This is a genomic window from Brevundimonas sp., from assembly GCF_050729455.1.
Classification (GTDB): domain Bacteria; phylum Pseudomonadota; class Alphaproteobacteria; order Caulobacterales; family Caulobacteraceae; genus Brevundimonas.
Map to the genome: position 1 here is coordinate 12,356 of NZ_JBOHLI010000010.1, position 19,786 is coordinate 32,141.

The following is a 19,786-nucleotide window of genomic DNA, read 5'->3' on the forward strand; positions in this document are numbered from 1 at the left end:
CGAGTGCGGCGCTTGGTCTTGCGCGCCGGATCAGGCGGCCGGCAAGGCCGCGTCCGCCGCCATCAGCACCAGGTTCACGACCAGCCAGGCCAGGGCGATGGCGATGATAATGACGCCCAGCCCCATGGCCTTGAACCGTCCGCGGCACAGGGCCCGGAACCGCTCAGGATCATCGGCGCGCGCCACGCGCCGACGCGCGTGGCCCTTGGTGTAGACGACGCCGCTGCTCTGCGCCTGAAGCAGCGGGACCAGTTCCCGCAAGATCAGGAACAGGCCCGCCAGAAAAGCCCCCAGAATCCACATGTTCAGCCTCCAAGCCTCCCCCGAGGCGAAGGTTGAACACTGGTATGTTTAAGCCTGGCTGTCCAGAACCGGCGGCAAGGGACGCGGCTTGCGGTCAGCATCGATGGCCACATAGGTGAAGACGCCCTCGGTCACGCGCACGGACTGGACTTCGGGCTGGCCGCGCGAACGCTTCCACGCCTCGACATGGACGCGGATCGAGGTGCGGCCGGTATGGACGACCTTGGCGTAGATCGACACCTCGTCGCCGACCGAGACCGGCTGGTGGAAGACCATGCCGTCCAGGGCCACGGTGGCGCAGCGGCCGTTGGCGCGCTCGAAGGCCGGCGTAGCGCCGGCGAGGTCCATCTGGGCCAGCAGCCAGCCGCCGAAGATATCGCCCTCGGGGTTGGTGTCGGCGGGCATGGCGATGACGCGGCCGACGGGCTGGCCTTCGGGCACAAGGACGGGAGCGGGGGTCTGTTCGGCGTCGGACACGATAGGGCCTTGGAAGTCTTTGGGGAGGAAGCCCCTTCCATGCGCCTCGACGCGCCGGTCAGGCAAGGCCGCAACCGCTATCCACCCCCTTATCCGCGCGGGCGCAACCGATCCATCAGGCCCTGAAGCCCCTGCGGCGCAGGCGCCGGCGAGCGCCACAACTCGCCCGCCCGCGCCCGCTCGCGCGCCGTGTCGAACAGCCGCTTCATCGTCGCCGTATCGAAGCTCAGCATGCCGCCCAGGTCCGGCGCCTCGGGGATGGAGGCGACGCTGATCGGCAGGCCGTGGCCCGCGCAAAAGGTCGTCGCCGTCCCCAGGGCCTGACGATAGGAGAACCGCAACATGGCCTCGAAGCTGCGGCTTAACACCGCCGCCACATTGGGCGCCGTGGTGCGCGGCGCGGGCTCCAGCACCGTATTGACTAGGACGTGCACCCGCCCCCGGTGCAGCCGCCGCCCCAGCCGGTTCCAGCGCAGCAGGCCTTCAGGCATCAGGAAGAGCGGGGCCGCGACCCCGCCGTCGACGTGCATCTCCTCGAACCGCCCCCCGTCGACCTCGCAGGGGAAGCGACGCGGCGGAAACAGGCCCGGCAGGCTGGCGGAGGCGGCCAGAACCTCGCGGAACAGGGCCACGGCCCGATCGCCGCCGTGGGCGGCGATGGCCCCCATGTCCCAGATGCAGGCGCTCTGGCTGTCCAGATCGGTCGTCGCCACCAGCAATCGCCGCCCGCGCGCATGCTCGGCCGCCACGGCGTCGATCAGGGCCTCGTCCACGAAGGGATGGATCAGGGCGTCCAGCGCCTCTCCCTGGAACAGGCCGCCGGTGAAGCTGGAGGCCAGGCGGCGCAGGCTCAGCAGATCGGCGGCATGACCCCCGGTATAGGCGTCGGCCAGCCGCTCGTCCCAGGCCGATCCCAGAAAGGCGAAGGGCGCGATCAGCGCTCCGGTGCTGACCCCGGTGACCAGGGCGAACTCGGGCCGCGCCCCCGCCTCGGTCAGACCGACCAAGGCCCCAGCCCCGTAGGCGCCGCCCGCCGCGCCGCCGGAAACGGCCAGCATGTCGAACCGCTGCGACGACCAGCCCGACCGCGGCAGCGACAGCCGATCCGCCGCCGCCTCCAGCGAGGCCTCGGCCTGTTCGACGCTCAGCCGAATGTCGGAAAAGCCCTCCATCCGCCCCATGCCCGGAGCGGGCGCGGGCAGTCGGCCTCTGGGGGCGGCGGCGCGTCGGAGGGGAAGGAGGGGATCGCTCACACGGCTTTCATCGGCCGCGACGCCGTTTGGGTCAAATGACGATCAGGAGGAGATGGCGCACCCGACAGGATTCGAACCTGTGACCTCTGCCTTCGGAGGGCAGCACTCTATCCAGCTGAGCTACGGGTGCGTCTGCGGCTCTAGAGCCGGACGGCGGTGCTTACAGCATGGGCCGGGCGGCCTCAATCCCTGAAATCCCGGCGGCGATGTCTTACCGTGGGCGACTTGGCGTGCGGGCCGCAAACGCCTAGCGTCGCGGCCGGAGAGAGGGAGTTTCCATGCGTATCGCCACCATCGCCGCCCTGACGGCCGCCGCCCTGCTGACCGCCTGCGCCGCGACGCCGAAGGCGGCGCCCGACAGCCTGGACGCGGTGGCGCGCGACTATGTCGCCCTGACGCTGGAGATCGGCGAGCGCGAGCCGGGCTATGTCGACGCCTATTACGGCCCGGCCGAATGGGCCGAGGCGGCCAAGGCCAACCCGCGCGCCCTGCCCCAGCTGGCCGAGGGCGCCGCCGCCCTGAGCCGGCGGCTGGAGGCCCTGCCGACGGCGGGTCTGGACGCGCAGAGCCTGCAGCGCCGCGCCTATCTGTCGGCCCACGTCTCGGCGGCCTCGGCGCGGCTGCGGATGCTGCAAGGCGAGAAGATGAGCTTCGCCGACGAGGCCGAGGCCCAGTTCGGCGTGCGGCCGGAACTGCGCCCGCTGTCGAGCTACGATCCGGTGCTGGCGCGCATCGACGCCCTGGTCCCCGGCGAGGGGCCGCTGGCCGACCGGGTCGCGGCGTTTCGCGCCCGCTACGTCATTCCCAAGGAGCGGCTGGAGCCGGTGATGCGGGCCGCCATCAACGAGTGCAAGGCGCGCACCGAGCGGCGCATGACCCTGCCCGCCGGCGAGACCTTCACCCTGGAGTTCGTCAACGACAAGCCGTGGTCGGGCTACAACTGGTACAAGGGCAACGCCTTCAGCCTGATCCAGGTCAACACCGACCTGCCCATCTATATCGACCGCGCCGTCGATCTGGGCTGCCACGAGGGCTATCCCGGCCACCACGTCTATAACGCCCTGCTGGAACAGACCTTCGTCAAGCAGAAGGGCTGGGTGGAGATGAGCGTCTACCCCCTGTTCAGCCCCATGTCCTTCATCGCCGAGGGCAGCGCCAACTACGGCATCGACCTGGCCTTCCCCGGCCATGAGCGCACCGAGTTCGAGCAGCGCGTCCTCTATCCTCTGGCCGGGCTGGACCCAGCGACGGCCGAGGCCCAGACTCAGCTGCTGGCCCTGACGCGCCAGCTGGGCCGGGCCGAATACACCGTGGCCGACGCCTATCTGGCCGGGCGCATCGACCGCGAGACGGCGCTGGACCAGCTGCAGAAATACAATCTGGTGGCGCGCGACCGGGCGGCGCAGCGGCTGAACTTCATCGACACCTACCGCAGCTACATCATCAACTACGGCCTGGGCCGCGACATGGTGCAGGCCTGGGTTGAGGGTCAGGGGCCGGATCACTGGGCCACGACGGAGCGGCTGCTGGCCAGCCAGACCCTTCCGGTCGATCTGGACTAGGAGCGCCACACCCTCCCTTCAGCCCTCCGCCAGCAAGGCCTCCACCAGCGCCCTGGCTTCGGCGCTTGACCAGTCGGCTTCGCCGGTCAGGACGGCGCGGACATGGCCCTGGCGGTCCAGCAGGATGGTCTGGGGCATGGCCCCCTTGCCGGGGAACTCGAACGGCAGCTGGAATTTCGGATCGGCGTAATAGGCCAGAGGCGGGTGGTCGGCGATGAAGGCGCGGGCCTCGGGCACGGCCTTGTCCACGTCCATGCTGATCGTCACCACGGCGACGTCGTCGCGGCCCTTGTAGTGCTCGGCCAGGGCCGCCAGGGTCGGCATCTCGATCTTGCAGGGGGCGCACCAGGTGGCCCACAGGTTGACCACCGCCACCCTGCCCTTGAAGTCGGCAAAGCGCACGTCGCGGCCCTCGGCGTCCTTGAAGACGTAGTCGGGCGCGGGCGTCGGAGCCGGCGTCTGGAGCTTCGCCAGCGAGCCTTTCGCATAGGCGGACAGGGCCGATGACGCGGACTCTTTGCCCCCGCCGTCGCGATTGGCGTATAGCATCGCCGCGCCGCCGATCACGCCGATCAGCAGCAACGCCGTCGCCACGCCCGCCAAAGTCCGTTTAGAGCCGCTCATGTCCGACACGCCTTCCAACACCCCTCAAGGCCAGTCTCTATGGGGCGGGCGCTTCAGCGCCAAGCCCGCAGACATCATGCAGGCCATCAACGTCTCCATCGGCGTCGACAAACGCCTGTGGGCGCAGGATCTGGCCGGGTCGCGGGCGCATTGCCGCATGCTGGCCCAGCAGGGCATCATCGCCGCCGCCGACGCCGAGGCCATCCTGGGCGGACTGGACGTCATCGAGGGCGAGATCACGGGCGGGACCTTCCCCTTCCGCGACGCCTATGAAGACATCCACATGAACGTCGAGGCCCGCCTGTCGGAGCTGATCGGCGAGCCGTCGGGGCGTCTGCACACGGCGCGCAGCCGCAACGACCAGGTGGCGACGGACTTCCGCCTGTGGGTGCGCGACGCCTGCGACCGCACCGTGGCGCAACTGAAGGACCTGCAAGCCGCCCTGCTGGACCGGGCGGAACAGCACGCGGGCGACCTGATGCCCGGCTTCACCCATTTGCAGACGGCCCAGCCGGTGACCTTCGGCCACCACCTGATGGCCTATGTCGAGATGTTCGGCCGCGACGCCAGCCGCTTCAGTGACGCCCGCGCGCGGATGAACGAGAACCCGCTGGGCGCCGCGGCCCTGGCCGGATCGCCCTTCCCCATCGACCGCCACATGACGGCGGCGGCGCTCGGCTTCGACCGTCCGATGGCCAACAGCCTCGACGCCGTGTCGGACCGCGACTTCGCGCTGGAAAGCCTGGCCGCCGCCTCGATCGCGGCGGGCCACCTGTCGCGTCTGGCCGAGGAGATCGTGGTGTGGATGACGCCGATGTTCGGCTTCGCCTCCCTGCCCGACGACCTGACCACTGGCTCGTCCATCATGCCGCAGAAGCGCAACCCCGACGCCGCCGAGCTGGTGCGCGCCAAGACGGGCCGCATCAACGGCGCCCTGATCGCCCTGACCACTGTGATGAAGGGCCTGCCGCTGGCCTATTCCAAGGACATGCAGGAGGACAAGCCGCCGGTGTTCGAGGCCTTCGACGCCCTGGATCTGGCGCTGACCGCCATGACCGCCATGATCGCCGCCATCATCCCCAACACGCCGCGCATGGCCGCCGCCGCCGGCGCCGGTTTCTCGACCGCCACCGACCTGGCCGACTGGCTGGTGCGCGAGCTGAACCTGCCCTTCCGCAAGGCGCACCACGTCACCGGCGCCGCCGTGAAGCGGGCCGAGGCGCTCGGCGTCGGTCTGGGCGATCTGCCGCTGACGGAGCTTCAGGCTCTGGATGGCCGGATCACCGAAGGCGTGTATGAAGTCCTGACGCCGGAAGCCTCCTGCGCCAGCCGCCAGAGCTTCGGCGGCACGGCGCCGGAACAGGTCCGCGCCCGCATCGCCGACTGGAGAAGCCGCCTGTGAAAAAGACCCTGATCCTCGCGGGCGCCGCCGCCCTCCTGCTGTCGGCTTGCGGCCGCATGGCTGATCTGGAAGCGCCCGGCGCCGTCCAGACCGAGCGCGCGCCGCGCGACAAGAACGCCAAGACCCTGCCTGAACCGGCGACCATGAACCGCCCGGCCAGCCAGAACCCCATCGACAGCGGCGCTTCGGACCCATTCAGCAAGCCGCCGATGGCCTAACCTCGCCTCCCTCCAGACTGGACTCCCCGCCGGTGCATTATTTCGACCTGAAGGACGGCGTACTGCACGCCGAGGGCGTCTCACTGGAGACGCTGGCGGCGGAGGTCGGCACCCCGACCTATGTCTATTCCTCGGCCACGCTGCGCCGTCACTACGGCCTGCTGCGCGACGCCTGCGACGCGCACAGGTCCGCGCTGGGCGAGGCCCTGATCGCCTTCGCGGTCAAGGCCAACTCCAACCTGTCGGTTCTGGCGACCCTGGCCCAGCTGGGCTGCGGCGCCGACACCGTGTCCGAGGGCGAAATCCGCCGGGCCCTGGCGGCGGGCGTTCCGGGCGAGCGCATCATCTTCTCGGGCGTGGGCAAGACCGACGCCGAACTGGCCTTCGCCATCGACGTCGGCGTGCGCCAGATCAACGTCGAGTCCTCGGCCGAGCTGGAACGGTTGATCCTGGTCGCGGCCGAGAAGTCCGCGTCGCCGGCCGTCGCCATCCGGGTCAATCCCAAGATCGGCGCCGGCGGTCACGCCAAGATCACCACCGGCGGGGCGGGCGACAAGTTCGGCGTGCCGGTCGAGGGGGCGCTGAGCCTCTACGCCCGCGCCTCCGCCTCGCGCCACGTCACCCCCGTCGGCCTGGCCTGCCATATCGGCAGCCAGATCACCGATCTGACGCCGCTGGAGAACGCCTTCCGCGTCCTGCGAGACATGACCGAGACCCTGCGGGCGCAGGGCCACAGCGTCACCCGCCTGGACCTCGGCGGCGGCCTGGGCGTGCCCTACTACGGCGACGCTGAAACCGCCTCGCCCGCCGACTATGTGGCCATGGCCGCGCGGGTTCTGGACGGGCTGAACGTCGAGGCGGCGTTCGAGCCGGGCCGCCTGATGGCCGCCAACGCCGGCGTGCTGCTGAGCCGGGTCATCCAGGTCAACGAACGCACCGACGGCCGGCGCTTCCTGGTGCTGGACGCGGCCATGAACGACCTGATGCGTCCCGCCCTCTACGACGCCTTCCACGACCTGAAGGCCGTGCGTCCGCGCGACGGCGACATGGTCCCCTATGACGTGGTCGGCCCGGTCTGCGAGACCGGCGACACCTTCGCCCGCGACCGCGACCTGCCGCCGTTCGAAGCGGGCGATCTGGTCGTCTTCATGAGCGCGGGCGCCTATGGGGCCGTGATGAGCGGCGAATACAACACCCGCCCCCTGGCCGCCGAGGTTCTGGTCGACGGCGAGCGCCAGGCGGTCATCCGCCCGCGCCCGACCTATGAGCAGATGTTCGCGCGCGAGCCGATGGCGGACTGGCTCTAGGGCCTAGTCCAGAGCGCAGATGTCGGGCAGGCCGCGCAGGCCGCCCTTGTGGTCCAGGCCGTAGCCGACGAGGAAGCGGTTGGGGGCTTCCCAGCCGACGAAGTCGGGCTCGGGCGCGCGCGCCTCGGGCCAGGGCTTGCGGGCGAAGACGCAGGTCAGGACCTCGGCGGCCCCCGCTTCCCGCGTGATCCGCACCGCCTCGGCCAGCGACAGGCCGGTGTCGAAGACGTCGTCGAGGATCAGCACCCGCTTGCCCGCGATGGGGCGTTGATAGGGGGCGTAGACGTCGATCTTGCCCCGGCTGGTGGTCTCGTCGCCGTAGGAGGCCAGCCACAGGGCGTCGAAGCGGACGTGGCGGCCCTGGCGCGACAGGGCGCGGGTCAGGTCGGCCCCGAACCACAGCCCGCCGGTCAGCAGGACGGCGGCCACCGTCTCGTCGTCGATGACGGGGGCGATGCGCCGCGCGAGATCGGCGACGATCGCCTCGATCTCGGATTGCGGCAGGAGAACCGTGGGGGCGGGCGCCGGGTCGTGATCAGCCATGCCCGGCGGATACCCCCTGGGCGGGGCCGCTGTCGAGAGGGGTCGCGTCGCGCGGCGCCGGATCAAGGGCCGTATCGCGGCGCAGACCTTCTTCGGTCGCCGACGGCGGGCGACGGGTCGGACGCTTGGCCGCGGGGGCCGGTTCGGCCCTGTCCTTCGCCTCCATCACGAAGTCGACGCCGACGCCGGAGGCCTTGCGCTCGGGGTCCGGGATGACGACGGCGAAGCCCTGGACCTTGCCCGGCAGGACCGGCGCCGTCTCCAGTCGGACGATGCGATGGCCGACCTCGCCGCCCTTGGCGTCCAGCAGGGCCACGCGCACCGGCGGGGCGACGACTTCGTTGTCGCGAATATTGCGCAGGGCGCCCGAGACCATGACCTTGCCCGGATCATGGGGCGCCGTTTTCGCGCCGACCGCCTCGAACTCCAGCCCGGCCAGGTTCACTGGCGCGCCGACGAGCTTGTAGGCGGCGGCGGCCTGAGGCCAGGCCTGAACAATCTGCAGGCGGAAGGCGTAGGCGGCGCCCAGCAGGGCCAGGAAGATCACGGCCAGACCGGCCCAAACCGCGCCCTGAGCGGCGGCACGGCGCATCTTGCGCTGCTGCTCGGCCTTGGCGCGGAAGGCGCGCGGCAGTTCGGGGGCCGGGGTCTCGGCCAGGCTGTCGGGGGTCTCGTCACGCTTGCCGAAGCTGGTCTCGGCGACGGGTTCCTCGGTCGCGGCGGACAGCTCCAGAGGCTCGTCCTCCAGGGTCGCGCGCCAGTCGTGACCGCAGGATTTGCAGCGCACGCGACGGCCGTTCGGGCCGATCGCGTCATCGGGAACAAAATAGCTGGTGGCGCAGGCGGGGCAGGTCAGTATCATGTCGGCTGACTGCGAGGCTCGACGCCCCCTCCTGTCGAGGCGCCCGCAACGCCCCGGTCCAATACGAAACCTGAATGCCAAACTCGACCCGACGCGCCGCCGACCCCGATTCCGCGCCCGACACCGTCCGCCTGCGGGGCGTGGGTTTCGGCTATGCGGACAGGCCCGACGTCCTGCGCGACGTTAACCTAAGTTTGCCGCAGGGCTCTTTCCACTTCCTTACCGGACCGTCCGGTGCGGGCAAGTCTTCGCTTTTGCGCCTGCTGACCCTGGCCGAGCGGCCGCAGGCGGGGCGAATCAGTCTGTTCGGGCGCGAGGTCACCGACCTGCCGCGCGGCGGCGTGCCGGCCTTCCGACGGCGCATGGGGGTGGTGTTTCAGGATTTCCGCCTGCTGGATCACCTGTCGGCCTTCGACAATGCGGCCCTGCCCCTGACCCTGGCGGGCGGGAAGATCGCCGACCACGCCGCCGACGTGGCCGAGATGCTGCGCTGGGTCGGTCTGGGCGAGCGGATGGACGCCCTGCCCCCGGCCTTGTCGGGCGGCGAGAAACAGCGGCTGGCCATCGCCCGCGCCGTCATCACCCGCCCGCGCCTGATCCTGGCCGACGAACCGACCGGCAGCGTCGACCGCGCCATGGGCGAGAAGCTGATGCGGCTGTTCCAGTCGCTGAACAAGCTGGGCGCCACCGTCCTGATCGCCAGCCACGACGAGGCCATGGCCGAGCGCGTCGGGGCCGCCGTGCTGCGGCTGGAGAACGGCCGTCTGACCCAGATGGAACCGGCGGGAGAAGCCGCATGATCGGCGCCCTGTTCAGACGCGGGCCGGGCCTGCTGTCGCGCGAGGCGGGCGGCGAGCGCTGGCTGATCGTGGTCGTCGCCGTCCTGTGCTTCCTGGCCTCCGTCACCGCCGTCGGGGCCGTGGCCGCCGACCGGGCCGCCCATGGCTGGGCGCGTCAGCTGCGGGCCGAGGCCACGGTGCAGGTGCGTCCGCGCGTGGACGAGACCGGCCCCACCGCCGCCGCTCGCGCCGCCGAGACCCTGGCCGGGGTCAAGGGCGTGGCCGAGGCCGAGGCCATGGACCGCAAGGCCGCCGAAAGCCTGTTGCGGCCCTGGGTCGGCGAGGCGGCCCTGCCCGACCTGCCCCTGCCCTATCTGGTCACGGTGCGTCTGGACCCGAAGGCCCCGGCCAGCGCCCCGACGCTGAGCCGCGCCCTGGCCGAGGCCGGGCTGGACGCCAGCGTCGACGACCACAGCCTGTGGCGCGGCGAGGTCGAGCGGTCGGCCGGCGTCATCACGGCCCTGGCGGGCGCGGCCTTCCTGCTGATCGCGGCGGCCACCGCGGCCGTCATCGCCTACGCCACCCGCGCCGGCATGGCGGCCCAGGCGAGCGTGATCGAGACCCTGAGCCTGAACGGCGCTTCGGACGGCTATGTCGCCGGCCTGTTCCAGCGGCGCTTCGGCGGGCTGGCGGCGCAGGCGGGGGCCATGGGGGCGGGGGTCGCCGCCCTGCTGCTGGCCCTGCTGCGCCTGATCGGCGGCGAGGGCGGGCTGACCCCGGCCTTGCCTCTGGCCTTCAGCGACCTGCTGGTCCTGATCGCCTGTCCTCTGCTCGCCTTCACCGTCGCCCTGCTCGCCGCCCGCTTCACGGCGCTGGCGAAGCTGGGCGCGCGTGGCTAGTTAAGCGTGATGAAGTTCATGACGCTGATCGCCGTGGTGGCGCTGATGTGGCTGGTGGGGCTGTTCGCCTTCGCCGAGCGCGTGCGCGGCCTGACGCCGGCGCCCGAGCCCGCGCGCGCCGACGCCATCGTCGCCCTGACCGGCCCCTCGGCCGAGCGCGTCAACGCGGCCATCCGCCTGCTGGAGCAGGACAAGGGCCGCCGGGTGCTGATCTCGGGCGTCAATCGCGACGTGCGCCGCCAGGAACTACGCGCCCTGACGCCGGGCTCGTCCAAACTGTTCAACTGCTGCGTCGACCTGGGCTTCGAGGCCGAGAACACGGTCGGCAACGCCCAGGAGATCGCCGCCTGGGCCCGGTCCAAGGACTATGACAGCCTGATCGTCGTCACCTCGGACTATCATATGCCCCGCAGCCTGCTGGAGATCCGCGGCGCAGCGCCGGGGGTCAAGCTGACGCCCTATGCCGTCTCGACCCCGTCGCTGGACAATTCGCGCTGGTGGCGGGCCGCCGTCACCGCCCGCCGGATGACGCTGGAATACATGAAATACCTGGCCGTGCTGGGCCGCGAGGGGATGCACCGGCTGAGGGGCCATCACCCCGAGCGACCGGCGCCGCAGACCCAGTCCGAGACCGCCTGACCCATGACCGCCATCCGTTCCCTGATCTTCATCCTGTGGCTCTATCTGTCGATGGTGCTCTTCGCCGTCGGCCTGTCGCCGGCCCTTCTGATGCCGCACGGCGCCGCCGTCTGGGTCATCAAGTCCTGGTCGAAATTCGTCCTGTTCGGCCTGCGCTGGATCGCCGGGGTCAAGGTCGAGGTGCGCGGGCTGGAGCATCGCCCCCACGGCCCCGCCCTGATCGCCTGCAAGCACCAGGGGATGCTGGACGTGATCGCCCCCTTCGCCTTCCTCGACGACGCCTGCTTCGTGATGAAGAAGGAGCTGATGCCCCTGCCCTTCTTCGGCTGGTTCGCCTGGAAGACGCAGATGATCGCCGTGGACCGTTCGGCCCACTCCAAGGCGCTGAAGGACATGGTGCGTCAGGCCCGCGCCCGTCACGCCGAGGGCCGCCAGATCCTGATCTTCCCCGAGGGCACGCGCGGCGAGATCGGCGCCGCGCCCGACTACAAGCCCGGCATCGCCGCCCTGTATCGCGACCTGAACAGCCCCTGCTGGCCGATCGCCACCAACTCGGGCGTCCACTGGCCCGCGCACGGCTTCCGCCGCTATCCCGGCACCATCGTCTTCGAATTCCTGCCGCCCATCCCGGCCGGTCTGAAGCGCGCCGAGTTCATGGCCGAACTGGAGAACCGGATCGAGACGGCCTCCACAGCCCTGCTCTGATTTCGATCAGCTCGCGGCGAACTCGCTGAGGGCGTCGATTACGGCGCGGTTCTGGTCTTCCGTGCCGATGGTGATGCGCAGGCAGTCGGACAGGCCGTAGCCGCCGACGGGGCGCACGATGATGCCCTTGGAGTTCAGATAGTCGCTGGCGGCGAGCGCGCTGCGCTTCTCATCCGGGAAGCGGACCAGGACGAAGTTGCCCGCCGAGGGGAAGACGTCGAAACCGAAGCCCTTGATCGCCTGGGTCAAGCGCGGACGCCAGGCCAGGACGATGTCGCGCGAGGCCGTCTGGTGCGCCGTATCGGCCAGGGCGGCGGTCGCCGCCTCGATGCCAGGGACCGAGACGTTGAACGGCAGGCGGATGCGATCCACGGCTTCCGCGATGGCCAGGGGCGCATAGCCGAAACCGATGCGCAGGCCGCCCAGGCCGTGGATCTTGGAGAAGGTGCGGGTGACGACGACGTTGGACGCCTCGCGCGCCAGGCCGAAGCTCGATTCCCAGTCCGGCTCGACCACGAATTCGGCATAGGCCTCGTCCACCACCAGAACGATGTGCGACGGCAGGGCGGCGTGCAGGCGGCGGATCTCCTCGCCCGAGTTCCAGCTGCCGGTCGGGTTCGACGGGTTGGAGACGTAGACGATGCGGGTCCGCTCATCGACCTGGGCCAGGATGGCGTCGACCTCGGCCTTCAGCTCGGGCTCGGGCGCCAGCTTGACCTCGGCGCCGCAGGCCAGAGCCGAGATGCGGTAGGCGAGGAAGCCGTACTGGCCGGTGACGATATTGTCGCCCGCGCTCAGATAGGTCTGGTTCAAGAGAGCGAAGACCTCGTCCGACCCGTTGCCGAAGATCAGGCGCTCGCCTTCCAGAGCGTGATGTGAGGCCACCGCGTCACGCAGCTTGCCGGCGCGGCCGTCGGGATAGACGTGGATGTTCTTGAGCGCGGCGGCATAGGCCTCGCGCGCCTTCTCACCGGCGCCCAGGGCGTTCTCGTTCGACGACAGCTTCATCGGCTCGGCGAAGCCGGCGATGGCGCCCTTGCCGCCCACATAGGGGGCGATGTCGAGGATGCCGGGCTTGGGGGCAGGCGCGGCCTTGGTCGCAGCGGCGGGGGTCGCGTCGGTCATGGGCGTCATCCTCGAAGTGGTCAGTAAACGGGAGCGGCGCCGATGACGCCGCTCATCTGGCCGGGCGCGCCGATCAGCCGCCCGTCCTCGGCCTGCACATAGCCTGTCAGGACGAACAGCTTCAAGCCGCCGCCCGCCGCCAAGGGTCCGGCGATCAGGCCCGTCTCGCCCAGGGCCGCAAGGATGCGGGCGTCGGACAGGGGGCTGTCGGTGACCCAGAAGGTGCGGTCGTCGCCGGTCGGGCCGGGCGCCTCGGTCGAGACCAGCAGGGCGCGCGGCACGCCTGCCGCGTCGTCCGGCAGGGCGGCGACGACCTTGAGCATCGGCAGGGCCAGCAGCCGTCCCCACCACGGCCGGGCGCCGAGATCGATCAGGGCGCGCCCTCCCTGACGCGCGGTCGCCAGCGCCTGATCGGGCTCCGCGACCGGTCGGCCGATCAGGCCCCAGCGGTCGGCGGCCAGCGCCTGCGACAGCGGCCCGCAGGTCGCCAGCGCCGGACCCGTCGCGGCCTCGATGCGGCCCAGCACGGCGCGCAGGGCCGGACGTTCAGCCACAGGAACGTCGCGCAGGAGTTCGCGCAGGGCGATGGCGTCGGCGTCGGCCGAACCGCGCGGCCCGGCGGCGACCCGCGCCCGCGCCGCCGCGATCAGGGCGCGGTCCAGCGCCAGACGTTCAGCGTCCTCGGGCGGCTCGACCAGCATCAGAACAGCTGGGGCGCCGGGGCCAGGGCGAAGGGGCCCAGATAGGTGCGCCCGCCCTTGAAGTTCAGCACTAGATCGACGCCCTGCCCCTCGGCGCCGGTCCCGCCTTGCGGGCTCTTTGTCGCTTCTTGGGCCGCGGCCGCGCGGGCGGCGGCGGCGCGATCCAAAGAACCGCCCTGCTGGGCGCCGGCCAGACCGACGATGGCGGCCAGCGGCTTCTCGGCGCGCAGGAAGACCTCGCCTTCCAGACGCCCCTTGTCGTCCGCCGACAGGGCCGGACTGGACAGGAAGGTGCGGCTCTCGCCCGCCTCCAACTGGCCCTTCATGTCGATGAAGCGCCCGCCCGCGGCGGTCCAGGCCGACAGCAGGCCCTTCGTGTCGGCGCCTTTCAGGGCCCTGGCCTTTTCGATCACGGCCTCGACCTGGGCGTTCAGCCTGCCCGACTGGGTCAGGCCCTCGACCGGACCGTTGGGTCGGCCCTCGCCGTCGACCAGACGGAACAGCACGTCCACGTCGTCGGTCGGCGTGTTCGAGCCCGCCACGTGGGGGCGCATGTAGAACTGGACCAGACCCGCCCTGGCCAGGGGGAAGGGTTCGGCGTCCGGCAGGGCGGTGAAGACCGGCTTGGCCAGTTCCACCACCACATTGGGCCAGCGCTGGGTCAGGCCGTGGACGCTCATGCGGATGGCCTCGGCGCGCACCGCCGTCTTGCCCTTGGCGCCGCGCGTCAGGACCAGACCGTCCGGCGCGATCACCACCCATTTGGTCGGGTTATAGGCGTTGGCCTCGGCCACGATCTCGGGCGCGGCGACCGCATGGCCCGAGGGGGCGACGACGTCGACGTGCTTCAAGGCGACCCGCGCCCGCAGGGGCCAGCCGGTCGTGGTGACGCCCGCGTGACGCACGGTCCAGCCTGACTGCTCCAGCCGGGCGATGCGGCCTTCCAGCTTCGTCTCGACCTGCTTCGCCAGGTAAAACCACCAGCCGGTCCACAAGGCCAGGCCGACAAAGACGATGGCGAAGGGGATGATCAGCCCCTTGCGGCTGTGGCGGACGGGGGCGTCGGTGGCGTCGGTCATGAGGCCGCTTTAGCAGGACGCGCGGCTGCTGACACGCCCTGACAGCAGGAACGGGCCACCCTGTCGCCCGTTCGAATCGCAACCCGACAGGAGACGAGGATCATGGAAACCCAACAGCTGCATCGCGGCCGGCTGATCGACCATCTGCAACTGGTGACGCCCGACCTTGCGGCCAGCCGCCGTTTCTACGGCGCGGTGCTGGCGGCGCTGGGCGTGCCGATCGGGGGCGAGGCGGAACGCTTCTTCTGGGCCGACGAACTGTTCGTCTCGGCGGTGGACAGCATGGCGGCGCAGGGCGCTCCGACCGGGCGTTGCCATCTGGCGTTTCAGGCGAAAGACCGCGCCATGGTCGAGGCCTTTCACAAGGCGGGTCTGGCGGCGGGCGGGACCGACAACGGGGCGCCGGGCGAGCGCCCCTATCACCCCGGCTACTACGCCGCCTTCCTGCTGGACCCGGACGGCAACAACATCGAGGCGGTGTTCCACGGCGAGGCCGAGCGCTCGGCGGACAGCGTGGTGGTGACGTTCGAGGAGTAGGGGCTCGGGGTGAGGCTCAGGCCGTCAGGTCGGCCAGTGTCGCGCCGGCCGCCCGCGCCGCCTCGTTCGGCGTCAGGCCCAGCAGCAAGCCGCGCTGGCCGCCGTTGATGAGGATGCGGTCGAACAGGATGGCCGTCTCGTCCATCACCGTCGGCACGGCCTTCCTCTGTCCGAAGGGGCTGACGCCGCCGACCTTGTAGCCCGTCAGGCGCTCGGCGTCGGCGGGCTTCATCATCTGGGCCGACTTGCCGCCGATGGCCGCCGCCAGCTTCTTCATGCTGACCTCGCAGTCGGAGGGGACGATGACGCAGGCCGGCTTGGCGTCCACCAGGGTCATCAGGGTCTTGAACACCTGCTCCGGCGCCCAGCCCAGAGCCTCGGCCGCCTGCAGACCCACGCGCGGCGCGTCGGGGTCATAGTCGTAGGGGAAGAGCTCGAAGGCGACCCCGGCCCTGGTCAGGGCCACGGTCGCGGGGGTGGTTTTCGACATCTCAGGTCGCTTCTGGATTGAGGAAGCTCTTGGTCAGTTCCACCGCCTCGGCCAGACCCATGCGCTGGACCTCGGTTCCGGGCGGCAGACCTGCGAACAGCCGCGTCGGACAGGCGGCGTCCAGCATCAGGAAGACCCCCTTGTCGTCGGCCCGGCGGATCAGGCGGCCAAACGCTTGCGCGATGCGGCCGCGCGCCAGGGCGTCGTCATAGGTCTTGCCGCCGAAGCGCTCGCGCCGCGCCTTGTGCAGCAGGTCGGGGCGGGGCCAGGGCACGCGGTCGAAGGCGAGGACGCGCAAGCTACGCCCCGGCACGTCGACGCCATCCCTGACCGCATCTGTGCCCAGCAGGCAGCTGTCCTGTTCGGCGCGGAAGACATCGACCAAGGCCCCGACCTCCAGCGGATCGACGTGCTGGGCGTAGAGGGGGATGCCCGCCTTGGCCAGGTCCGGCCCCAGCCGCTCATAGACGGTCTTCAGCCGGCGGATGGCGGTGAACAGGCCCAGGCCCCCGCCGCCCGCCGCCAGGAACAGTTCGCGCATGGCCGCCGCGATCTGGCGCGGGTCGTCCTTCATCAGGTCGTTGACGACGATGATGCGGCTGTTGGCGGCGTAGTCGAAGGGGCTGTCCACCTTCAGCGTCCGCGCCGGCTCGATCAGCCGCGCCGCGCCAGTCCGCATCCGGGCCAGCGAGAACGGGTCCTCGGCCGCCGGGTCCGACAAGGTGGCCGAGGTCACCAGCACGCCGTGAGCGGGCATGACGACGGCGGCTTCCAGCGGCACGGTCGGGTCGATCCAGTGGCGGCGCAGGGCCACGTCGTGGATGCGGCCGAAGGCGGCTTCCGCTGAAAGCCAGTCGACGAAATCGGGGTCCGGTTCGTCCCCGCCCTCCTCCAGCGCCGCCAGCATGGAGCGCCAGCCCGGCAGGGTCATGCGCGCGCGCCGGTCCATGCCGCGCAGCGCGCCTTCGATGCGGGCGCGGGCGGCGCCGTCCAGCTCGGCGGCTTCCTCGTCCAGAATATCCTCGAGATGGCGCGACAGGGCCAGCAGGGGCGCCTCGACGGCGGCGATGGCGCGGGCGGCGGCGCGGGCGGCCTCCAGCACCGGCTCGGTGGCCGGACGCAGGGCGCACTCCAGACCGAACTCGGTCCCGCCGCTCTCCTGACTGCGGGCGCGCAGCTGCTCCAGGGCGGCGACCAGAAAGGCCTCGATCGGGCCGATGGGATTGATCTCGCCGGACGCCGGGGCGATGCGGCCCGAGACGCCCTCGCCCGGCAGGGCGGCGGCGGCGCGCATGGCGTCCTTCAGGGCGTTGGCGGCGGCCTCGTTGTCGGCGCACAGGTCGCCCAGCCTTTGTTCCAGCCCGCGCCCGCGACGGCCGCGCCCCTCGGGGCCTCGGATCCAGCGGCGCAGCTCGGCGGCCTCCTGACCCGACAGGGCGGCGGAGAAGGCGCTGTCGGCGGCGTCGAACAGGTGGTGGCCCTCGTCGAAGACGATGCGCTTCAGCGCCGCCGTCTCGCCGTCCTGCTTCAGGCCGCGCGCCGAGCGGGCGCCGTCGAAGGCCGCCTGGGTCATGACCAGGGCGTGGTTGGCCACGACCAGATCGGCCCGGCGGCTGGCGCGGATGGTCTTTTCGACGAAGCACAAGCGGTAGTGCGGACAGGCGGCGTGGACGCATTCGCCGCGCCGGTCGACCAGATTGGCTGGACTGGCCTGATGACTGGGGGCCGTCGCATAGAGGCCGGGCAGCCAGCCGGGATAGTCGCCGCCGGTCATGTCGCCGTCGCGGCTGTGCGCGGCCCAGCGGCTGGCCAGGCCCATGCCGATCAGGTCGCCGCTGCCCAGCTGGGCCGCCTGCATCATGTCCTGCAGGTTCAGCAGGCAGAGGTAGTTTTCGCGGCCTTTTCGGACCACCGTCTTCTTGCGGCGCTCGGCCTCGTCGGGCCACAGGGCGCGGCTTTCGCGGTCGATCTGGCGTTGCAGGGCGCGGGTGTAGGTCGAGACCCAGGCCGCCCCCGAATTGCGCTCGGCCCACAGGCTGGCGGGGGCCAGATAGCCCAGGGTCTTGCCGGTGCCGGTGCCCGCCTCGGCCAGCAGGACGCGCGGACGGCCCTCCTCGTTGCGCGGCGAAAAGGCGTAGGCGGCCTCGGCGGCGTAGTCGGACTGGGCGGGGCGGGTCTCGTCCAGACCCGAGGCCTGCAGCAGCTTGTCCAGACGGATGCGGGCGCTCTCGCTGTCGACGGGGGCGGACCCGGCCTCGCCGCGCGGGGCCTCGTCCTCCCATTCGGCCAGGCGGGACCAGACGTCCAGCCCGGTGCCGCGCTCGCGCCGGTCGCGCAGGGGTCCGGCCTGAAGCGCGGCCAGCACGCGCGAGCCCCAGGACCAGCCCGCCCGGTCCAGCGTCCCGGCCAGGGTGAAGGCGTCCTCGCGTCCCGGATAGGCCGCATCGGTCAGTTCGTTCAGCAGGTCGGCGGCGGCGTCGCGCAGGGCTTGCGCCTGAGCCTCGGCCCCCCTGGGCTCGGACCTCCCCAAAGCCAGGGCCAGGCCCGTCGGCGAGGGGGCGCAGAACCTGGCGGGCCGCACGAAGGCGTAGAGCTCCAGCACGTCCAGCATGTCGGCCGAGCGCGGCGGCGGGCTGAGGCCCAGACGGCGCGCGGTCAGGCTGGCGTGGGCGACCATGACGGCGCCGCCGAGAAAGACCCCCTCGGCCGCGCCGCGTCCGATCTTTCTCGCGCCCGCCGCGTCGCACACGGCCCCCGCGCCCGGCGGCGTGGCCAGCGCAGGCGGCAGCTCGGCCCAGATCGGGGTCGCGGGCTGGACGGCGGAAGGGGCGGAGACGGCGGTCACCCCCGATCCATAGCGCCCCGCGCCGCGAAACGGAACGGGAACGTGCGCCCCTCTCGCCAGGGACTGAAAACGGGCTAGGTTGAACGCAACAGGGAGGACCGCCCATGCAGACCCGCCGCATCGCCACCGACGGCCTGACGCAACAGGTGCTGGAGGCCGGACAAGGCCCGCTGGTCCTGCTGCTGCATGGCTTTCCCGAACTGGGAATCAGCTGGCGGGCGCAGGTTCAGGCCCTGGCCGAGGCCGGTTATCGCGCCGTCGCCCCTGACATGCGCGGCTATGGCGGGACCGACAAGCCGGCCGATCTGGAGGATCACACCATCCTGCATCTGGTCGGGGACATGGTCGATCTGGTGCGGGCGCTGGGCGAGGAACAGACCGTGGTCGTCGGCCACGACTGGGGCGCGGCTGTCGCCTGGCACTGCGCCCTGATGCGGCCCGACCTGTTCCGCGCGGTGGCCGGCCTGTCCGTGCCCTTCCAGCCGCGCCGCCCCAAGGGGTCGCCGACCGCCGCCATGGCCGCGATCACCAAGCGGGCGGGATTGGGCGACCTCTACATCAACCGCTTCCAGTCGCCGGAAGCCCATGTGGCGCTCGACGCCGATCCGGCGACGGCGCTGAAGAAGATGTTCTGGGCCTACGACGGCGCCACCGCTCCGGCGGACCAGTCGACCGGCTTCATGCCCGAGGGCGTGTCCCTGCTCGACAGCATCGCTGACGACGCGACCCTGCCGCCGTGGATGAGCCAGGCCCATTTCGCCGAATACGTCGCCGCCTTTACCGCCTCAGGCTTCAAGGGGCCGCTGGACTGGTACCGCTGCCTCGACCGCAACTGGAGCCTGACGGCCTTGCTGCAAGGTCAGAAGATCGCTCAGCCCGCCCTCTTCCTCGTCGGCGAACGCGACCCCGTCCGCCACTACGCCGGGCCGCACGAAGCGGCGCAGAAGGACTGGCTGACCGACCTGCGCGGCCAGGCGGTCCTGCCGGGCGCCGGTCACTGGCTGCAGCAGGAACGGGCGGACGAGGTGAACGCGGCGCTGGCGGGGTTTCTGCGGGGGCTTTGAGGGGCGCTAAGGCTGGGAAGAAGACGTTGCCGCCACTGTGGTGGGCGGTATGCTCACCGGATCGGACCGGGGCGCTAGATGCAGATCGATCAGACAGGTTGGATATTTCTCGCCGTAGCGAGCATCTGCTTCGTAATCGTGGCGGTTGGCTTGAAGACTGGCAGAACGCTCGGCGTGGCGTTCCGGAGCCGCTTCATCGCTCGACGGGAGAGTGAACCGGGGCTTTTCGGCTGTTCCCTGCTGCTCTTCGGCGTGTTCGGCGCATTTCTTGTCTACGCCGTTGTATCTGTCGGCTTGGGCTGGTTTGAGCCATAGCTGACGTCAGCGTCCGCTAAGGGTCGATAGTGGACTGCCCGTCCTCATCGTCAGCCC

General features: G+C 71.0%; 22 protein-coding genes and 1 tRNA gene. 11 read left to right on the forward strand and 12 right to left on the reverse strand.

From position 1 onward, the window contains the following. Positions 1–30: 30 nt before the first annotated feature. The 4 genes from ACREEF_RS04210 to ACREEF_RS04225 form a co-directional block, all read right to left on the reverse strand. Entirely contained in the window at positions 31–303 is a 273-nt protein-coding gene (locus ACREEF_RS04210; RefSeq protein ID WP_431564359.1) for a hypothetical protein, read from the reverse strand. Positions 304–351: 48 nt separating this feature from the next. Further along, positions 352–708, reverse strand: a complete 357-nt coding sequence (locus tag ACREEF_RS04215) for an acyl-CoA thioesterase (protein WP_431564404.1) — start codon at positions 706–708, stop codon at positions 352–354. 161 nt (positions 709–869) lie between these two features. After that, entirely contained in the window at positions 870–2,033 is a 1,164-nt protein-coding gene (locus ACREEF_RS04220) for a patatin-like phospholipase family protein (protein WP_431564360.1), read from the reverse strand. Between the two features lie 53 nt (positions 2,034–2,086). Then, a tRNA-Arg gene (locus ACREEF_RS04225) sits at positions 2,087–2,163 on the reverse strand. Positions 2,164–2,311: 148 nt separating this feature from the next. Here ACREEF_RS04225 and ACREEF_RS04230 point away from each other — a divergent pair. After that, complete coding sequence (locus tag ACREEF_RS04230) at positions 2,312–3,595, forward strand: hypothetical protein (protein WP_431564361.1); 1,284 nt, start codon at positions 2,312–2,314, stop codon at positions 3,593–3,595. Between the two features lie 18 nt (positions 3,596–3,613). Here ACREEF_RS04230 and ACREEF_RS04235 read toward each other — a convergent pair whose 3' ends face one another. Continuing rightward, positions 3,614–4,219, reverse strand: a complete 606-nt coding sequence (locus tag ACREEF_RS04235; protein WP_431564362.1) for a TlpA family protein disulfide reductase — start codon at positions 4,217–4,219, stop codon at positions 3,614–3,616. On the opposite strand from ACREEF_RS04235, the gene argH reads away from it, so the two are divergent. From argH to lysA, 3 genes are read left to right on the forward strand one after another with little or no spacing between them, the layout of a single operon-like run. After that, positions 4,218–5,621 carry an argininosuccinate lyase gene (gene argH / locus ACREEF_RS04240; protein ID WP_431564363.1) on the forward strand — a complete coding sequence of 468 codons (1,404 nt, stop codon included), beginning with the start codon at positions 4,218–4,220 and terminating at the stop codon, positions 5,619–5,621. The two genes, ACREEF_RS04235 and argH, sit on opposite strands and share 2 nt — an antisense overlap. Then, a complete protein-coding gene (lptM, locus tag ACREEF_RS04245; RefSeq protein WP_431564364.1) occupies positions 5,618–5,839 on the forward strand; it encodes an LPS translocon maturation chaperone LptM in 222 nt (73 codons plus the stop codon). Before argH ends, lptM begins: the two co-directional genes overlap by 4 nt. A 32-nt stretch (positions 5,840–5,871) precedes the next feature. Next, the gene (gene lysA / locus ACREEF_RS04250; RefSeq protein ID WP_431564365.1) at positions 5,872–7,146 is read left to right on the forward strand and encodes a diaminopimelate decarboxylase; all 1,275 of its coding nucleotides are present in this window, start codon (positions 5,872–5,874) and stop codon (positions 7,144–7,146) included. A gap of 3 nt (positions 7,147–7,149) precedes the next feature. On the opposite strand, the gene ACREEF_RS04255 is transcribed toward lysA, so the two are convergent. Further along, positions 7,150–7,689 (reverse strand): phosphoribosyltransferase, encoded by a 540-nt coding sequence (locus tag ACREEF_RS04255; RefSeq protein WP_431564366.1) that lies wholly within the window; start codon positions 7,687–7,689, stop codon positions 7,150–7,152. Continuing rightward, on the reverse strand, positions 7,682–8,551 hold the full coding sequence (locus ACREEF_RS04260) for a DUF3426 domain-containing protein (RefSeq protein WP_431564367.1): 870 nt from the start codon (positions 8,549–8,551) through the stop codon (positions 7,682–7,684). The genes ACREEF_RS04255 and ACREEF_RS04260 overlap by 8 nt, the downstream gene beginning before the upstream one ends. 74 nt (positions 8,552–8,625) lie before the next feature. Between ACREEF_RS04260 and ACREEF_RS04265 the strand changes: the two genes are divergently transcribed. The 4 genes from ACREEF_RS04265 to ACREEF_RS04280 are packed head-to-tail and all read left to right on the forward strand — an operon-like array spanning position 8,626 to position 11,573. Continuing rightward, a complete protein-coding gene (locus ACREEF_RS04265) occupies positions 8,626–9,351 on the forward strand; it encodes a cell division ATP-binding protein FtsE (protein WP_431564368.1) in 726 nt (241 codons plus the stop codon). Beyond that, a complete protein-coding gene (locus ACREEF_RS04270; RefSeq protein WP_431564369.1) occupies positions 9,348–10,229 on the forward strand; it encodes a cell division protein FtsX in 882 nt (293 codons plus the stop codon). Before ACREEF_RS04265 ends, ACREEF_RS04270 begins: the two co-directional genes overlap by 4 nt. A 9-nt stretch (positions 10,230–10,238) precedes the next feature. Then, positions 10,239–10,868 carry a YdcF family protein gene (locus ACREEF_RS04275; protein WP_431564405.1) on the forward strand — a complete coding sequence of 210 codons (630 nt, stop codon included), beginning with the start codon at positions 10,239–10,241 and terminating at the stop codon, positions 10,866–10,868. Between the two features lie 3 nt (positions 10,869–10,871). Next, entirely contained in the window at positions 10,872–11,573 is a 702-nt protein-coding gene (locus tag ACREEF_RS04280; protein ID WP_431564370.1) for a lysophospholipid acyltransferase family protein, read from the forward strand. A gap of 6 nt (positions 11,574–11,579) precedes the next feature. On the opposite strand, the gene hisC is transcribed toward ACREEF_RS04280, so the two are convergent. From hisC to ACREEF_RS04295, 3 genes are read right to left on the reverse strand one after another with little or no spacing between them, the layout of a single operon-like run. Beyond that, on the reverse strand, positions 11,580–12,698 hold the full coding sequence (gene hisC, locus ACREEF_RS04285; RefSeq protein WP_431564371.1) for a histidinol-phosphate transaminase: 1,119 nt from the start codon (positions 12,696–12,698) through the stop codon (positions 11,580–11,582). 20 nt (positions 12,699–12,718) lie between these two features. Beyond that, positions 12,719–13,399 (reverse strand): hypothetical protein, encoded by a 681-nt coding sequence (locus ACREEF_RS04290; protein ID WP_431564372.1) that lies wholly within the window; start codon positions 13,397–13,399, stop codon positions 12,719–12,721. Further along, entirely contained in the window at positions 13,399–14,478 is a 1,080-nt protein-coding gene (locus ACREEF_RS04295) for a DUF2125 domain-containing protein (protein ID WP_431564373.1), read from the reverse strand. The genes ACREEF_RS04290 and ACREEF_RS04295 overlap by 1 nt, the downstream gene beginning before the upstream one ends. 102 nt (positions 14,479–14,580) lie before the next feature. Here ACREEF_RS04295 and ACREEF_RS04300 point away from each other — a divergent pair, with 102 nt between their 5' ends. After that, entirely contained in the window at positions 14,581–15,015 is a 435-nt protein-coding gene (locus ACREEF_RS04300) for a VOC family protein (RefSeq protein ID WP_431564374.1), read from the forward strand. Positions 15,016–15,031: 16 nt separating this feature from the next. Here ACREEF_RS04300 and ybaK read toward each other — a convergent pair whose 3' ends face one another. Together ybaK and ACREEF_RS04310 are read right to left on the reverse strand one after the other, a co-directional pair. Then, the gene (gene ybaK / locus ACREEF_RS04305) at positions 15,032–15,505 is read right to left on the reverse strand and encodes a Cys-tRNA(Pro) deacylase (protein WP_431564375.1); all 474 of its coding nucleotides are present in this window, start codon (positions 15,503–15,505) and stop codon (positions 15,032–15,034) included. A 1-nt stretch (position 15,506) separates the two neighbouring features. After that, positions 15,507–18,182, reverse strand: coding sequence for an ATP-dependent DNA helicase (locus ACREEF_RS04310; RefSeq protein WP_431564406.1), 2,676 nt, complete (start codon positions 18,180–18,182; stop codon positions 15,507–15,509). A 272-nt stretch (positions 18,183–18,454) separates the two neighbouring features. Here ACREEF_RS04310 and ACREEF_RS04315 point away from each other — a divergent pair, with 272 nt between their 5' ends. Together ACREEF_RS04315 and ACREEF_RS04320 are read left to right on the forward strand one after the other, a co-directional pair. Continuing rightward, a complete protein-coding gene (locus tag ACREEF_RS04315; RefSeq protein WP_431564376.1) occupies positions 18,455–19,414 on the forward strand; it encodes an alpha/beta fold hydrolase in 960 nt (319 codons plus the stop codon). 78 nt (positions 19,415–19,492) lie between these two features. Further along, positions 19,493–19,729, forward strand: a complete 237-nt coding sequence (locus ACREEF_RS04320; protein ID WP_431564377.1) for a hypothetical protein — start codon at positions 19,493–19,495, stop codon at positions 19,727–19,729. Positions 19,730–19,786 lie beyond the last annotated feature (57 nt).

Bases quoted from the DNA above. Each gene is read 5' to 3' on its own strand.
- ACREEF_RS04310 (WP_431564406.1), bottom strand. From the start codon at position 18,182: ATGGTCGCCCACGCCAGCCTGACCGCGCGCCGTCTGGGCCTCAGCCCG.
- ACREEF_RS04315 (WP_431564376.1), top strand. From the start codon at position 18,455: ATGCAGACCCGCCGCATCGCCACCGACGGCCTGACGCAACAGGTGCTG.
- ACREEF_RS04300 (WP_431564374.1), top strand. From the start codon at position 14,581: ATGGAAACCCAACAGCTGCATCGCGGCCGGCTGATCGACCATCTGCAA.
- ybaK (WP_431564375.1), bottom strand. From the start codon at position 15,505: ATGTCGAAAACCACCCCCGCGACCGTGGCCCTGACCAGGGCCGGGGTC.
- argH (WP_431564363.1), top strand. From the start codon at position 4,218: ATGTCCGACACGCCTTCCAACACCCCTCAAGGCCAGTCTCTATGGGGC.
- ACREEF_RS04210 (WP_431564359.1), bottom strand. From the start codon at position 303: ATGTGGATTCTGGGGGCTTTTCTGGCGGGCCTGTTCCTGATCTTGCGG.
- hisC (WP_431564371.1), bottom strand. From the start codon at position 12,698: ATGACCGACGCGACCCCCGCCGCTGCGACCAAGGCCGCGCCTGCCCCC.
- ACREEF_RS04260 (WP_431564367.1), bottom strand. From the start codon at position 8,551: ATGATACTGACCTGCCCCGCCTGCGCCACCAGCTATTTTGTTCCCGAT.
- ACREEF_RS04270 (WP_431564369.1), top strand. From the start codon at position 9,348: ATGATCGGCGCCCTGTTCAGACGCGGGCCGGGCCTGCTGTCGCGCGAG.
- ACREEF_RS04290 (WP_431564372.1), bottom strand. From the start codon at position 13,399: ATGCTGGTCGAGCCGCCCGAGGACGCTGAACGTCTGGCGCTGGACCGC.
- ACREEF_RS04255 (WP_431564366.1), bottom strand. From the start codon at position 7,689: ATGGCTGATCACGACCCGGCGCCCGCCCCCACGGTTCTCCTGCCGCAA.
- ACREEF_RS04320 (WP_431564377.1), top strand. From the start codon at position 19,493: ATGCAGATCGATCAGACAGGTTGGATATTTCTCGCCGTAGCGAGCATC.
- ACREEF_RS04275 (WP_431564405.1), top strand. From the start codon at position 10,239: ATGAAGTTCATGACGCTGATCGCCGTGGTGGCGCTGATGTGGCTGGTG.
- ACREEF_RS04230 (WP_431564361.1), top strand. From the start codon at position 2,312: ATGCGTATCGCCACCATCGCCGCCCTGACGGCCGCCGCCCTGCTGACC.
- ACREEF_RS04265 (WP_431564368.1), top strand. From the start codon at position 8,626: ATGCCAAACTCGACCCGACGCGCCGCCGACCCCGATTCCGCGCCCGAC.
- ACREEF_RS04280 (WP_431564370.1), top strand. From the start codon at position 10,872: ATGACCGCCATCCGTTCCCTGATCTTCATCCTGTGGCTCTATCTGTCG.
- ACREEF_RS04295 (WP_431564373.1), bottom strand. From the start codon at position 14,478: ATGACCGACGCCACCGACGCCCCCGTCCGCCACAGCCGCAAGGGGCTG.
- ACREEF_RS04215 (WP_431564404.1), bottom strand. From the start codon at position 708: ATGCCCGCCGACACCAACCCCGAGGGCGATATCTTCGGCGGCTGGCTG.
- ACREEF_RS04235 (WP_431564362.1), bottom strand. From the start codon at position 4,219: ATGAGCGGCTCTAAACGGACTTTGGCGGGCGTGGCGACGGCGTTGCTG.